Raw genomic sequence first — 13,746 nt, 5'->3', positions numbered from 1 at the left:
CGAGTTGGCGACCCCCAGCGACAGATTGTGGTGCGCGTGCATGCCGCGCTCCGTCTCGGGCTTGAGCACCCGGTCATAGGCCTGGAAGCGCGCGCGGATGCCGTCCATGTCGAGCGCGCCGCCGCTGTCGGTGACATAGACGCACTGCGCGCCATAGCTTTCCATGAGCAGCGCCTGAGCGGCGAGCGCTTCGGGTTCGATCATGTGGCTCATCATCAGGAAGCCCGACACGTCCATGCCCAGATCGCGGGCGATGCCGATGTGCTGCTTCGAAACATCAGCTTCGGTGCAGTGCGTCGCGACGCGGACCGAGCGGACGCCGATGTCGTAAGCGCGGCGCAGTTCTTCGACCGTGCCGACGCCGGGCAGGATCAGCGTGGTCAGGACGCTGTTTTCAAGCACGTCTGCCACGGCTTCGAGCCATTCCCAATCGGTGTGTGCGCCGAAGCCGTAGTTGAAGCTGGCGCCGGACAGGCCATCGCCGTGGGCAACCTCGATGGCGTCGACCCCGGCCTTATCGAGCGCGGCGGCGATGGCGCGAACATGGTCGACGCCATACATGTGGCGCACGGCGTGCATCCCATCGCGCAGGGTGACGTCCTGAATATAGAGCTTGTCGCCCGCTTCGACGTTGAACTTGGCGGTCATCCTGCGTTCTCCTTCGCCATGCGGCGCGCGGCGAGGAGTTCGCCGGTGGCTTTGGCGGCGGCGGTCATGATGTCGAGATTGCCCGAATAGGGCGGCAGGTAATCGCCCGCCCCTTCGACTTCGAGCATGATCATCGATTTGACGCCGGTGAATTCGCCTTGGCCCGGAATCTTCAGCTTGTTGTTATCGCCAAAGCGTTCGAACTGGACTTCCTGCTTGAGCCGATAGCCCGGCACGTATTTCTGCACTTGCGCCACCATATCGGCCACGGACTGGCGGATGGCGTCTTCATCTGCACCTTCGGACAGGGTGAACACCGTATCGCGCATGATCATCGGGGGTTCGGCGGGGTTCAGGATGATGATCGCCTTGCCCTTGGTCGCGCCGCCCACTTCTTCGATGGCGCGGGCGGTGGTGCGGGTAAATTCATCGATGTTGGCGCGGGTCCCCGGACCGGCGGAGCGGGAGGAAACCGAAGCCACGATTTCTGCATAGTGGACCTTGCCGACTTGGGCGACGGCGGCGACCATCGGGATCGTGGCCTGACCGCCGCATGTCACCATGTTGACGTTGGACGCGCCAAGGTTGGCTTCCATGTTGACCGGCGGCACGATGAACGGGCCAATGGCGGCGGGCGTCAGGTCCACCACCTGAATGCCATCGGCGCGCAGCGCTTCGTCATGGACCTTGTGGGCATAGGCGCTGGTCGCGTCGAATGCGATGCCGATATCCTTGTAGAGCGGGTGCGCGCGCAGGCCTTCAAGCCCTTCGTGCGTGGTGGCGATGCCGTGCTGGCGTGCCATCGCAAGGCCTTCGGACTTCTCGTCGATACCGACGACGATGGCCAGTTCCATGTTCTGCGGATACTTGATCATCTTCATCATCAGGTCGGTGCCGATATTGCCCGAACCGATGATCGCGGCCTTTATGCGTGCCATTGCAGTGGTCCTTAAACGAAGTTTGCAACGCAGGTGCCCAGCGGGCCGTCTGCATTGCTCAAGGTCATTTCGAAACGGTCCCCCTTGGCCGCCGGAGCGAGGGGGACGAGGCTGCCCGACAGGATCACATCGCCTGCATCGAGCGTGACGCCATAGGCGCCGAGCGTGTTGGCCAGCCACGCCACGGCCTGCGCCGGATCGCCCTGTACCGCATGGCCATATCCTTCGGAGAGCGGCGCGCCGTTCCTGGTTACGGCGACATGCAGGTTGGGGAGATCGAGGCGAGCGGGATCGAGGCGTTCCTTGCCGATCACATAGACACCGCACGAAGCGTTATCGGACACGGTATCGACGATCTTGATCTTCCAGTCATCGATGCGGCTGTCCACGATTTCGAAGCAGGGCGCGATGCTTTCGGTCGCGGCCAGAACATCGGCGGCGGTCACGCCGGGACCGTTCAGGCTGCTTTTCAGGATAAAGGCGATTTCCGCTTCGGCGCGCGGCGCGATAAGCGCCTTGGCATCGATATCGATATCGCCTTCGACGTGCATCCAGTCTGTCAGGAAGCCGAAGTCGGGCTGGTGGACGCCCAGCATGTCCTGCACGGCCTTGCTGGTCACGCCGATCTTCTTGCCGACGACCTTCTCGCCATCGGCCACGCGGCGCGACAGGAAATCGAGATTGATCGCATAGGCATCATCAAGGGTGAGCGATGCGTCCTGTTCGATCAGCGGGGCAATGGTCTTGCGCGCGCGCAGGGCGCCGTAAAGCGCGGCGCCATAGTGCTGAATCTTATCGGCGGGCATTGAGGAACTCGATGGCATAGGCGTTGAATTCAGCCGCGCGTTCGACCTGTACCCAATGGCCGGTGCGGCCAAAGGTGATGGCGCGGACATCAGGGCAGTTGTCGAGGAACAGGCGGGCGTGTGCTTCGGGACAGAATTCGTCGTTCAGGCCCCACAGCACGAACATCGGCTGCATGATTTCGGGCAGGCGCGGCGAAAGATCGGGCGTGCGCATCCGCACGATCACGTCCTTGGGCTGGGTGCGGGCCACTTCGAAGCGTTCTACCACCAGCGCATCGGGAATGTTCGGCGCGAAATCGGGGTGGACGAGGTTGGAGACGAGGCGCTTCTGTTCGGCCAGATTGAAATCCGGCCCGCCGAAGTTGGACACCATCTTGGCAATGCCGGGCATCACGAAATAGCTTTCCCGCTCTGCCACGCAGCCCGGTGCCATCATCACGAGATTGCGGGTGAATTCGGGATGATCCAGCGTCATCTGCAGGGCGATGCCGCCGCCCAGCGAATTGCCGACAAGGCTGGCGCTGGAAATGCCGTGGGCAATGAGCGCTTCGTAAAGCGTGTCGGTGAAAAGCTGGAGCGTGTAATCGATGCCTTCGGGCTTTGACGATGCGCCATAGCCGATCAGATCCGGCAGGATCACGCGGTATCCGGCGTCCACGAAAGCATCGATATTCGAACGGAAGTTCGATGCCCCCGATGCGCCGGGACCGCTGCCGTGGATGAACACGACGGCAGGCGCGCCTGCGTCTCCGGCCTCGGCAATCAGGATATCGTAGCCGCCGCTGACGCGATGCGTGGTTTTGGCGAGATCGGCCATTGGTTACGCTCCGCGTCAGAGGAAGTTGAAAGTGGGGGCCTGCCCGTTCATCGCGCCGACCACATCGAGCGTGCGATTGGCCGGGTCATTGGCGACGTGCGCGCGCCCTGCGTGAAGATCGAGCCACGGCTGGATGATCGGGCTATGATTGTAGATCGCCCGTCCGCCCAGCAGCTTGACCATATCATCCACCAGATCGGCCATGCGCCGCACGACCGAAGCCGAATTGTAGGCGTAGAGCGTGCGCTTCTCCATCGGGATCGGTTCACCCCGTTCGGCATAGCCCATCAGATCTTCGAAGGTCATGCGCAGGGTCATTTCCATCTCGGTCACTTCGGCGTGGGCGCGGGCCACAGCGGCGAGCAGGAACGGATCGTTCTTCGATGCCTTGCCAGTGTTGGTGGACACGCGGTTTTCGGCAATTTCGCGCGCGGCATTGATCGCTGCGCGTGCCCCGCCAAACGCCGCGGTGGAGACAGACCGCATGAACACCTGTGCCCAGGGCAGCGTGTAGAGCGGGCCGGGGTTGGTGGCCTGTCCGGGGTTGGTGCAAAGGAAGCCATCGACCGAACGGTGCGTGCGGTGTTCGGGCACGAACACGTCATCGACGATCACGTCATGGCTGCCGGTGCCCTGAAGGCCGAAGACATGCCAGCTATCGGTATCGATCGTGTAATCGGCGCGCGGCAGCAGGAAGGCGCGCATATCAGGCGCACCGCCGGGTTCGCTGGGCGGCACCAGCGCGCCGAGGACGACCCATTTGCAGTGAACCGACCCGGTGGAAAAGCCCCAGCGGCCTGACAGGCGGAAGCCGCCTTCGACCGGGGTGACCTTGCCCACCGGCTGATAGGATGACGATACGAGCGTCGAAGTATCCTCACCCCAGACTTCGGCCTGCGCTTCTTCATGAAACAGCGCGATTTCATAAGGGTGGCATCCGACCACGCCATACATCCAGCCCGTGGACATGCAGCCTTCGGCCAAGGCCTTCTGCACATCGTAGAACACGTTGGGGTGCATTTCGTAGCCGCCCCAGCGCTGTGGCTGGAGAATGCGGAAGAACCCTGCAGCCTGCATTTCTGCGATCGATTCAGCCGGAACATCGCGCCCGGCAACGCAGGCCTGCGATCGTTCGCGCAAGGTGGGGATCATCGCGCGGGCGCGCGCAACCAGTTCATCCCCCAGCGGAATTGAGTCTGCCCGCGACATCGCGACTGCGCTGACCATGTTCCCGATCTCTCCCAAATCACTTTGCCCAAAAGGACCATGCAACCTACCGACTCACATTTGGTCGGCGTTACGCTGCATTCGTAATTTACGATGGCATCGGATACGCAAATCGTCAATTAAAAAGCCAAAATACTTTCGATAATGAGGAATTACCCGACAGGATGCGGCTATTCTGCGTAGCGAGGGGCGATGTTGGCGACGCAGGACGGCACGGCTGCACCTGCGGGATCAGTCTTCCAGATGCCGCGCAATCGCCGCATCGGTAAAGCCAACGGCGCGACTGCAGAACCATACCGCATCGCGCGCCAGATCTTCGGCAGTGCCATCGTATGGCATCCTTTCGCCATCAGCGATGAGCACGTTCAGAACGGTGCCGACATGTTCGGTGAACAGCGACGTGTTCCTGACCGAGATTTCGCGCCCGACGATATCACCCGCGTCGCGCGCGTTGCGCAAAGCCTGCGTGAGGCGGTGGTTCATCAGGCGGTGCGCTCGGCGATAGACCAGATTGGCGAAATTGGTATCGCCCACGAGGCTGGCCAGCAGCAGGCGAAAGCCTTCCTTGAACTGTGATGGTGCCGGATCGACCACGATCCTGAAATAGGCGTGCATGTTTCGGATGAGCGCGCGCCCGCTCAATTCCTGAAGAGCCAGCACTTCGTAGCTGGCGTCCTGTTCGCGGATCACTTCGCGCAGAACGGCGCGGTAGAGTGCCACTTTGGACGGAAAGTGGCGATACATCAGTGCTTCGGATACGCCAGACCGCTTTGCAATGTCCTGCGTGCGCGCGGCTTCGTAACCGTTCTGTGCAAAAATTGCGCGGGCGTTGGTCAGGATAAGGGCTTTGCGGTCTTTCGCGGGAAGACGAGTGCGTTTCATCAATGCGGAAACTAGGCGCAAACCCCGGCCCCGCGCAAGATGCAGCGCAGGGCCGGGGTGGGGCCTTATCCGCCGTCAATCGATCAGGCGGTAGCTGCCGGGTTCAGGCGCGCGGGTCGCGTTGAAGAAATCGACGAGCCGCCACGGCCACGACAGGAAAACGCGCCCCTTGGAATTGTTGTAATAGGAATTGGCGCGCGGGTGGGTCCAGATCATCTCGGGCATCCGTTCATCGACCTTGCGGTTCCAGGCATCGAACGCGCTCTGTTCCACTTCAAAGGCGCGCGCGCCGGATTCGTTGATGCGGTCCAGCGCTTCGATGATCCAGTTGACCTGCGCTTCGGATATCAGGTTCTGGCCCGCAGCGTGGTTGGGTGCGCTGTTGGGGCCGACGGTGTGGAAATAGTTGGGGTAGCCCGGCACGCACATGCCAAGATAGCTGCGCGGGTCTTCGGCACCCCATTCCTCACCCAGATCGCGTCCATCTTCGCCCTTGATGACGAGATTGCCGACCATCTTCGAGACGTTGAAGCCGGTGGCGCAGATGATCACGTCGCATTCGAACACCGAACCGTCCGCAGCCTCGATGCCGTTGGGCAGGATGCGCGCGATGCCCTGATCTTCGAGATGGACGTTGGGGCGTGCAAGCGCATCGAACCAGCCATTGTCGAGGATGATGCGCTTGGAAAAGATCGGGAAGTCTGGCGTCAGCTTCTCGATCAGATCAGGCCGGTCCGCAAAGCGTTGTTGCATGTAGGAGAGCGCATACTGGCGCGTCATCTCGTTGCCTTCCGAGACGGCCTGCATGTTTTCGGCCCATGCCGGGTCTTTCAGCACGTTGGAAAACAGGCCGTCCGCCGCTGCCCAATAGACGCGGAAGCGGAACCATTCCTTGAAGCTGGGAATGTTCCCTAGCGCCCACTTCATTCCCTCGCCCACTTCATGGGCGATTTCGGGATTGTAGATGACCCAGTGCTTGGTGCGCTGATAAACGGTGAGTTCGGCCACATCAGGCGCGATCGCGCCGCAGAGCTGGGCCGAGCTGGCGCCGGTGCCGATCACGGCCACGCGCTTGCCCTTCACATCGAGATCGGCGGGATAGGCGGCGGTGTGGACGACAGGGCCGGTGAAATCGGAAAGCCCGGCAATGTCGGGCATCTTCAAGCGGTTGACCGGGCCGTGGCCGTTGATCACCGCATTGACGACAAGCGCTTCGCTGCTGCCATCGGCGTTGCGCACGGTAACGGTCCAGGTGCAGGTCTTTTCATCCCAGACCAGCGTTTCGACGGCGGTGTTGAAGCGGATGTCGCGGCGCATGTCGTATTTGTCGGCAACACCGGTCATATAGCGCTGCATATCCGCGCCGTGCGGGTGATAGTGCTGCCAATCGGGCCAGATTTCCCAGCTGAAGCTGTAGAAGTGGCTGGGCGTGTCCACCCCCACGCCGGGGTAGCGGTTTTCATACCAGGTGCCGCCGACTTCGGGGTTCTTTTCGATGACCACGAAGTCGTAACCGGCCTCGCGCAGTTTGGTGGCAGCCGCCATGCCGGTCATGCCGGCACCGATGACCAGCACCTTGAAGCCAGCCTTCGGGGCAGGGCGGTCTGGCAGCTTGCTGCGATCCACCCACGGGCGGAAGCCGCACTGGTCATAGACAAGCGCGATGAATTCATCCTCGACCGGTTCACCCACCGTGACCGACATGATGCGCTGCACCAGCGTATCGGATGCTTCCGTCTGGGCAAGGCCTTCGCCCGTGGTGAGGAGGTGCCGCAGCTTGAGGCGCAACTCGTCGGCAAGGGCTTCGGGAATATCGGTCGGCGGATAGGAGAACGCCGGGCGGATATGGGCCGCGAACTTTTCGAGGAAGTCGGCATCGTGCGAGAGATAGGCGTAAGCTGCCAGCAGCGTGGGCACATTGGCTTCATCCAGGGCGCGGGCAAGATCCGGCCCATCGGCCAGGGGATTGAAGCCAGTGCGCTCTGCGGCGAGAATCGAAGCCATCAGGATACCTCCTCATTAGTTATGAGTGTTCACTTACATCATCGATATTGAAATGGGAAGTGGTCACTTACAACTGTTGACGGAAGCGGCGTTATAATCGAACATAGGGGATCGATTGTCCGTTTGGAGCAGTGCCCCGTGGCGATTTCCACCAAGAAGACCGTGTTCCTGACCGGTGCCACCGGCAACATGGGCCGCGCCACGCTGGCCGAACTGGTCAGCCGCGCGGATCGTTTCAAAGTCCGCGCGCTGGTGCGCCCCGAAGAACGCGATCATCCGGTGGTGAAGCGGTTTGATGGGAATCCGGCGGTTGAATGGGTGTGGGGTGACCTGACGAGCACCGATGACATGTGGCGCGGCGTCAAGGGTGCGGATCAGGTGCTGCACATCGGCGGCCTTGTATCGCCATTGGCCGATCACCACCCGGAACTGACGATGAAGGTCAATGTTGGCGGCGCACGCAATATCGTCGATGCGATAAAGGCGGCGGGGCAGGCCGAAACGACCGCGCTGGTCTATATCGGCACGGTGGCGCAGACCGGGCACCGCAACGCACCGGTGCATTGGGGCCGCACCGGCGATCCGATCAAGATCAGCCGTTACGACCAATATGCGGTGAGCAAGACCGAAGCCGAAGCCATCGTTGCGCAAAGCGGCCTGAAGCGCTGGGTTTCCCTGCGACAGACCGGTATCGCCCACCCCGATATCTGGAAGACCTTTGATCCGATCATCTTCCACAACCCGTTCAACGGCGTTTTCGAATGGGTGACGGTGGGCGATTCCGCACGGCTTGCCGCCAACACCTGCGAGGATGCCGTGCCGCAAACGTTCTGGCGGCAGTTCTACAACATCGGCGGTGGAGAAAGGCTGCGCGTGGTGAACCACGAATTCGCGCAGATCACGGCCCGCGCGCTGCGGCAGAAGGATGCCTTTGCCAGCTACCGCCCGCACTGGTTCGCCACGCGCAACTTTCACGGGCAATGGTATGCCGATTCAGATCGGCTGGAAGCGCTGGTGCCCTTCCGGTCGGAAACGCTGGAAGACTGGGCGCACAACATGGTGGCGGGGATGCCGGCGCTGGTGCGACTGATCGCAAGGCTGTTTCCCGGCGCAGGCCGCGCACGCATGGAGAAACTGGCCAAGGGGCCGGGAGGCACGCTCAACTGGCTTGCGAGCGACGACAGGGGGCATATCGAAGCATACTTCGGATCGCGTGAGGCGTGGGAAAGATTGCCGCGCGATTGGGCGGACTTCGAGTTCCGCCAGCCTTCGCGCGCCGTCTCACTGCTCGATCATGGTTATGACACCAGCAAAGCCGAAAGCGACTGGTCAGCCAGCGACCTTTCGGCGGCAGCGCAATTTCGTGGAGGCACCTTCGATGGAAATTCCTGCGAACCGGATGCTCCGGCACAGTTCCGTTGCGCGCTTGGCCATGACTTCACGATGACACCGCGCCTTTATCTCAAAGGTGGTCACTGGTGCCCAACCTGCATGACCGACCAGGCAAGCTATGGTGCGAACAATGCTGCCAATCCGTTCTTCGCGCAAGTGTGGCCCGACTGCGATTGATCGAAACGGGGCTTAGGGTCAGGACCCATTACTCGCACCTTCGAGGTTTGAGGCAAAATGGCCCAGCGCAAGGCGGATGGGCGCGGGAATAGTGGTTCTATTTCAAGACCATCCAACGCAGTGATGGGCCATTTTGGTCAAATCCCTCCGGGACGCTGGAATGGCTTCCATCTCGAACAGAAATCCGTTTGGAAAGGCAACCAGCCTTCCCGGCACGAATTTCCGCTCGATATGTTCGCCATTCCGGCACCTCGAAGGTGCGAGTAATGGGTCCTGACCCTAACAAGCCACCCCGTCGCCGCGACCTTTCATCTGCCAGCGTGGCCGCAACCGCTCACCCGCGCCCATCATAATGCGTGGCATTTTCGCAGCACTGCTACGCAAACCATGAACGTTTGCCGCCGAAAGAGTGTAAATGATCATAAATGATTGCAAAAGATTTGACGTACCCCATCGATGATGTTAGTTAAGACTAACTTCTAAGTGAATCGCGAATGCGAGACGATCGAGGGGATGGCGTAAAGGCGGTGTGCAGCCTGCCCACGGGGCAGGGCGTGCAGGGCACTTCTTTGCCCGCTTCCATCCTCATCCGACCGGATCTGCATCTGGCTTGGCCGGCAAGTGGCACGGCGAATGAACTGGTGAGTGCATGATTTAAACGCGGCAAGCCCGACGCAAGGGTTGCCTGCATCGAAGGGGAGGAAATATGAAATTCGGGACTCTGAAGTTTTCGTTGCTCATCGGCGGAAGCCTGATGGCGATGATGTCTCCCGGTGCGGCATCCGCTGCCGAAGGCGCGGCGGCTGCAGAAGCGCCAGCGCAGCCTGCTGATGAACCGACTGGCAACGAGATTATCGTAACCGCAACGCGCCAATCCCAGCGGCTGCAGGACGTGGCGATGACCGTCAATGTGGCAACCGGCGAGCAGCTTGAGAAGTTCAAGATCTTCGACGTCAAGGATGTGCAGCAACTGGCACCGGGGCTGGAGCTGACGAACTCCACCGGGCGCAACAACACCACGACGCTGCGCGGTATCGCCTTTGATCCCGATCAGGGCACCGCGCCCGCCGTGCAGGTCTACTACAACGAAATTCCGACCGATCCGCAGACGGTCTATACCGCGATCTATGATATCCAGCAGATCGAAGTGCTGCGCGGGCCGCAAGGTCTGCTGCGCGGCCTATCGGCCCCTGCCGGTGCGATCACTATCGCAACGCGCCGCCCCGATTTTGATGCGCCGGAAGGTTATGCGCAGATCAGCGGCACCACGCGCGCAGGCTATAACGCACAGATGGGCGCATCGCTGCCGTTCTCGGACAAGCTGGCGATCCGCGTTGCTGCGCTGGTCGATGGCAACCGGCTGAACCACGTGCGCAACATCACTCGCAACGAGCGGTCGAAGAGCAGCACGCAGAGCGCGCGTGTGACGCTGGGCTGGAGGCCGACCGACAATTTCACCGGTTATCTCACCTACCAGTATCTTGAAGCGGACAATCGCCAGTTTCAGCAGGTCGTGGGCGCAGGAAACAATCCCTACAGCCAGTATTTCACCATCCCCGTGCCCGGCCTTGGTGATCTGCCAGCGCCACTTGCCGGGGTGTTCGTGCCCGATACAAGCGTGCGATCAGGCCCTGCACTCACCACCGATGATTATACTTCGGTGCAGGACGGGGTGTTCCGCAACCGGAACAAGTCGCACATCGTCAATCTTAACCTGGAATATGACCTTGGCGCAGCCACCGTTTCGCTGGTGGGCGCACACCAGTTCAGCAGGCTGAATATCCAGCGCGATCTGGATGTTACCAACGCCTTGCCGGGCTACGTCCAGTATTCGAACGTGGAAACACCGTACAAGGTGGACACCGCCGAACTGCGCATTGCATCGAACAACACCGAAGGGCTGGGCTGGGGCGTGGGCGCGTTCTACACCCGGCAAGTTGGCACCACGGTGGTCAGTCAGGATGCCTCGCAGTTCTGGTATGCGGTCAATCCGAATGCACAGGTGAACCTGCCATTTGCAGCGATTGGCGTTCCGTTCCCCGGCTTCACGCCATTCACCCTGCCCAATACGCTGGGCATTGCCACGCGCGTGAACGTGCCGGTGAACACGCAGACATGGTCGTTCAACGCAAACCTGCGCTATCGCTCTGGCCCGCTTTCTATCGAGGGTGGCGTGCGCTATTCGATCATGAAATCGGTTCAGACGACACAGTTGACCCTGACCGGCGCGGCAAATTCCGGGCCAACAGAGATCATTCCGGCCAACCTGCAGCGCAACACCAACAAGCCCATCACTGGTGGGGTCAACATCTCTTACGCTATCTCGCCTGAAATGAACGTGTTTGCGGCCTATGGCCACTCGTTCCGCGCTGGAAGCACCGGGGTGGCCGTTCCGGCAGGCATATCTGCCGACCTGATTCGCACGGCTGACGAGAAAAGCGATTCCGTGGAGGCAGGCTTCAAAGGCACGATCTTCGATCGCCGCCTGAACTACTCCTTGTCGGCCTATTACCAGAAGATCGACAACTTCCTTTCGCGCTTCACCGGCATCTATTATAATGCGCCAGCGAACCAGCCCACGAATGGCTTCTTCGATTTCAACTACAACGGCGATGCGACGGTAAAGGGTGTCGAGGCTGCTTTTGACGGTCTGGTGACCGACAACTGGAACATTGGCTGGGCTGCTGCCTATACCAAGGCGCGCTTCAACAATGCGCGTGTGCCGTGCAACGATTTTGCCGGAACGGGTGTGCCGAACCAGACCGGGACACCGAAGGTTACGGGAACCGGCAATGTCAGTTACTGCGCCGCAACGGGGCGCCTGGCCGAAACGCCCGATTTCAGCCTGACTGCCAATACCGAAGTGCGCGTGCCGATGGGTTCTGTCACGCCGTTCGTGCGGGCGCTGTTCACCTACCGCCCCGGCTTTGCATCCGAACGCGCGCAGTACACCTACCAGTCGCGCGAACTGCTCAACATGTTTGTCGGGCTGCGCTCGAACGACGGGAAGTGGGAGTTCGATGTGTTTGCCCGCAACCTGCTTGACCAGCGCCGGATTACCGATCGTGGTCTTGGGGAAGGTTTCGTCAATTCGCTGATCGCAGGTACGTTCAATTCCGGGTATCGCCAGATCAACCTGACCGCCCCGCGTGAATTCGGGGCTACGCTCAAGTTCAACTGGTAGGTTCGGCTGCGATCGGATGGGGCCACAATCGGATGGGGGTTGCCGCAATGGCGCCCCCATTTTGATTCAGCCCACGTCGGCGTGATCGCTGCTGCAAACTGCACTTTTGTGCAATGGGCGGATATTTCTCGTTCAATTATGGTATAGTTCGGTCTAATAACATTTTCAGTCTGTTTTTGCGTAGATGATGGATTCAAAATCTGCGCGTTGATTTTTCGGGAGTTTCATCAATGGCGGTCTCGGCAACAACGCTAGACCTTGTTTCGGTCCACGCGGCTGAAGGTCGCAAGGCCCGGCGTATTTCCGATGTTGTGGTGAATGCGCTGCGCAACGAAGGCTTCTTTCGGCACTTCACACCAGCCAGTTTTGGCGGATCGGAAGGCACACCGCAGGATTTCTTCATCGATCAGATCGCCATTGCCGAACGAGACATGAGCACCGCATGGGCGCTGGGTATCGTGGCGGTGCACAACTATCAGATCGCGCTCATGGCCCCAAAGACGCAGGCCGAGGTCTTTGGTGCCGGACCCGATGCGATGATCTCCAGTTCCTACAATCCGGCAGGCGCAAAGGTCGAGCAGGTAGACGGCGGCTTCATGCTCTCTGGTCGTTGGGGCTGGTCCAGCGGGTGCCTGCATTGCAACTGGGTGCTGCTGGGGGGCATCGTGGCGGGCGAGGGGCACCGGACTTTCCTTGTTCCCGCAGGCGATTATCGGATCGAGGATACGTGGCACACGATGGGCCTTCAGGGCACCGGATCGAATGACATCGTGATCGATACGCCCGTTTTTGTGCCCGACCATCGCACGCACAAGCAGATGGACGGTTTCAATTCGGTCCACCACCAGTCCAGCCCGGTTTATGATCTGCCCTGGGCGCAAGCCTTCATTCGTGTGGTCAACACCAGCGCGATCGGCGCGGTCCGCCATGCGGTTTCGCTGTTCCGCGACCGGGTTGGGCTGGCGTCCACCGACATGAGCAAAAGCACGACCGATCCTGACGTTCTTGAGCGGATCGCGCGCGCATCGAACCTTGCTGAAGAATGCCTGACAGTGATGGTCAGCAATTTCGAGGCGATGGAAAAGGCCGGATGGAAGCCCGCCCTTTCAGATCGCGTGCGCTATCGCTATCAGGCAAGCCTTGTCGCCGATAGGTGCATCGAGGCGATGGACCTGCTGATGGATGTGGCTGGCGGCCGATCTGTCTATAGCGGAAGCGAATTCCAGAACCTGTGGCACGATGTGCGGATGGCCCGCGCGCATGTCGCCAACAATCCGGTCGGCTTTGCCCGCAATTACGCCAGTGTCCTGATGGGCGGTGAAAACGGCGATTATTTCCTCTGAGCCGATAACCGCCAACGTGATCGTGGCGGTCAGTCGTCGTCGCAGATCACGGACGGTCGGGTGATTTTTGCCATGCGATCGTTGTACTTGATCGTCCTCACCGCGATTGACGTTTCAACGTGACGGACGCCCTGCAATGCCAGAATGCGGTCCGATGCAACTTCGACCAGAGCATCGAGATCATGAATCAGGCACATGGCGGTGATGTTGAACTGGCCCATCGTGATGAGCACGGCGTTGACGGTGGGGATGTCCGAAATCACCTGCGCCACCTCGCGCACGCGGTTGACCTCTGCCTGCACGTTGATGAAGGCAAGGCGGGCGCGCT

Annotated in this window: 11 protein-coding genes; 3 read left to right on the top strand and 8 right to left on the bottom strand. The window is 60.6% G+C overall.

Annotated features, from left to right (window positions below; all coding sequences use genetic code 11):
• From dmpG to ACOVQ0_RS11080, 7 genes are all read right to left on the bottom strand, one after another.
• The coding region (gene dmpG / locus ACOVQ0_RS11110) for a 4-hydroxy-2-oxovalerate aldolase (protein WP_421884304.1) at nt 1-648 on the bottom strand (648 nt) is incomplete at its 3' end.
• Complete coding sequence (locus tag ACOVQ0_RS11105; protein ID WP_421884301.1) at nt 645-1,586, bottom strand: acetaldehyde dehydrogenase (acetylating); 942 nt, start codon at nt 1,584-1,586, stop codon at nt 645-647. The genes dmpG and ACOVQ0_RS11105, both read right to left, overlap by 4 nt.
• A gap of 11 nt (nt 1,587-1,597) precedes the next feature.
• Nucleotides 1,598-2,392 carry a fumarylacetoacetate hydrolase family protein gene (locus ACOVQ0_RS11100; RefSeq protein WP_421884299.1) on the bottom strand — a complete coding sequence of 265 codons (795 nt, stop codon included), beginning with the start codon at nt 2,390-2,392 and terminating at the stop codon, nt 1,598-1,600.
• The gene (locus tag ACOVQ0_RS11095) at nt 2,379-3,209 is read right to left on the bottom strand and encodes an alpha/beta fold hydrolase (RefSeq protein WP_421884296.1); all 831 of its coding nucleotides are present in this window, start codon (nt 3,207-3,209) and stop codon (nt 2,379-2,381) included. Before ACOVQ0_RS11095 ends, ACOVQ0_RS11100 begins: the two co-directional genes overlap by 14 nt.
• A 15-nt stretch (nt 3,210-3,224) precedes the next feature.
• Entirely contained in the window at nt 3,225-4,436 is a 1,212-nt protein-coding gene (locus tag ACOVQ0_RS11090; protein ID WP_421884293.1) for a flavin-dependent monooxygenase, read from the bottom strand.
• A 231-nt stretch (nt 4,437-4,667) separates the two neighbouring features.
• Nucleotides 4,668-5,318: a TetR/AcrR family transcriptional regulator gene (locus ACOVQ0_RS11085; protein WP_421884290.1), complete on the bottom strand. Its 651-nt coding sequence runs from the start codon at nt 5,316-5,318 to the stop codon at nt 4,668-4,670.
• A 75-nt stretch (nt 5,319-5,393) separates the two neighbouring features.
• Complete coding sequence (locus ACOVQ0_RS11080) at nt 5,394-7,322, bottom strand: FAD-dependent oxidoreductase (protein ID WP_421884287.1); 1,929 nt, start codon at nt 7,320-7,322, stop codon at nt 5,394-5,396.
• 138 nt (nt 7,323-7,460) lie between these two features.
• Here ACOVQ0_RS11080 and ACOVQ0_RS11075 point away from each other — a divergent pair, with 138 nt between their 5' ends.
• The 3 genes from ACOVQ0_RS11075 (at nt 7,461) to ACOVQ0_RS11065 (ending at nt 13,418) form a co-directional block, all read left to right on the top strand.
• Nucleotides 7,461-8,891, top strand: coding sequence for an NAD-dependent epimerase/dehydratase family protein (locus ACOVQ0_RS11075; RefSeq protein WP_421884284.1), 1,431 nt, complete (start codon nt 7,461-7,463; stop codon nt 8,889-8,891).
• Between the two features lie 706 nt (nt 8,892-9,597).
• Complete coding sequence (locus ACOVQ0_RS11070; RefSeq protein ID WP_421884280.1) at nt 9,598-12,075, top strand: TonB-dependent receptor; 2,478 nt, start codon at nt 9,598-9,600, stop codon at nt 12,073-12,075.
• Between the two features lie 230 nt (nt 12,076-12,305).
• Nucleotides 12,306-13,418, top strand: coding sequence for a flavin-dependent monooxygenase (locus ACOVQ0_RS11065; RefSeq protein WP_421884277.1), 1,113 nt, complete (start codon nt 12,306-12,308; stop codon nt 13,416-13,418).
• Nucleotides 13,419-13,447: 29 nt separating this feature from the next.
• Here ACOVQ0_RS11065 and ACOVQ0_RS11060 read toward each other — a convergent pair.
• Nucleotides 13,448-13,746: Lrp/AsnC ligand binding domain-containing protein (locus ACOVQ0_RS11060; RefSeq protein WP_421884275.1), on the bottom strand; the 299-nt coding region annotated here is incomplete at its 5' end.

Source organism: Novosphingobium sp. (assembly GCF_049240505.1).
Taxonomy (GTDB): Bacteria; Pseudomonadota; Alphaproteobacteria; order Sphingomonadales; family Sphingomonadaceae; genus Novosphingobium.
This window is presented reverse-complemented; position numbering and strand designations above follow the sequence as displayed.

Bases quoted from the DNA above. Each gene is read 5' to 3' on its own strand.
- ACOVQ0_RS11095 (WP_421884296.1), bottom strand. From the start codon at position 3,209: ATGGCCGATCTCGCCAAAACCACGCATCGCGTCAGCGGCGGCTACGAT.
- ACOVQ0_RS11085 (WP_421884290.1), bottom strand. From the start codon at position 5,318: ATGAAACGCACTCGTCTTCCCGCGAAAGACCGCAAAGCCCTTATCCTG.
- ACOVQ0_RS11070 (WP_421884280.1), top strand. From the start codon at position 9,598: ATGAAATTCGGGACTCTGAAGTTTTCGTTGCTCATCGGCGGAAGCCTG.
- ACOVQ0_RS11090 (WP_421884293.1), bottom strand. From the start codon at position 4,436: ATGGTCAGCGCAGTCGCGATGTCGCGGGCAGACTCAATTCCGCTGGGG.
- ACOVQ0_RS11105 (WP_421884301.1), bottom strand. From the start codon at position 1,586: ATGGCACGCATAAAGGCCGCGATCATCGGTTCGGGCAATATCGGCACC.
- ACOVQ0_RS11065 (WP_421884277.1), top strand. From the start codon at position 12,306: ATGGCGGTCTCGGCAACAACGCTAGACCTTGTTTCGGTCCACGCGGCT.
- ACOVQ0_RS11100 (WP_421884299.1), bottom strand. From the start codon at position 2,392: ATGCCCGCCGATAAGATTCAGCACTATGGCGCCGCGCTTTACGGCGCC.
- ACOVQ0_RS11080 (WP_421884287.1), bottom strand. From the start codon at position 7,322: ATGGCTTCGATTCTCGCCGCAGAGCGCACTGGCTTCAATCCCCTGGCC.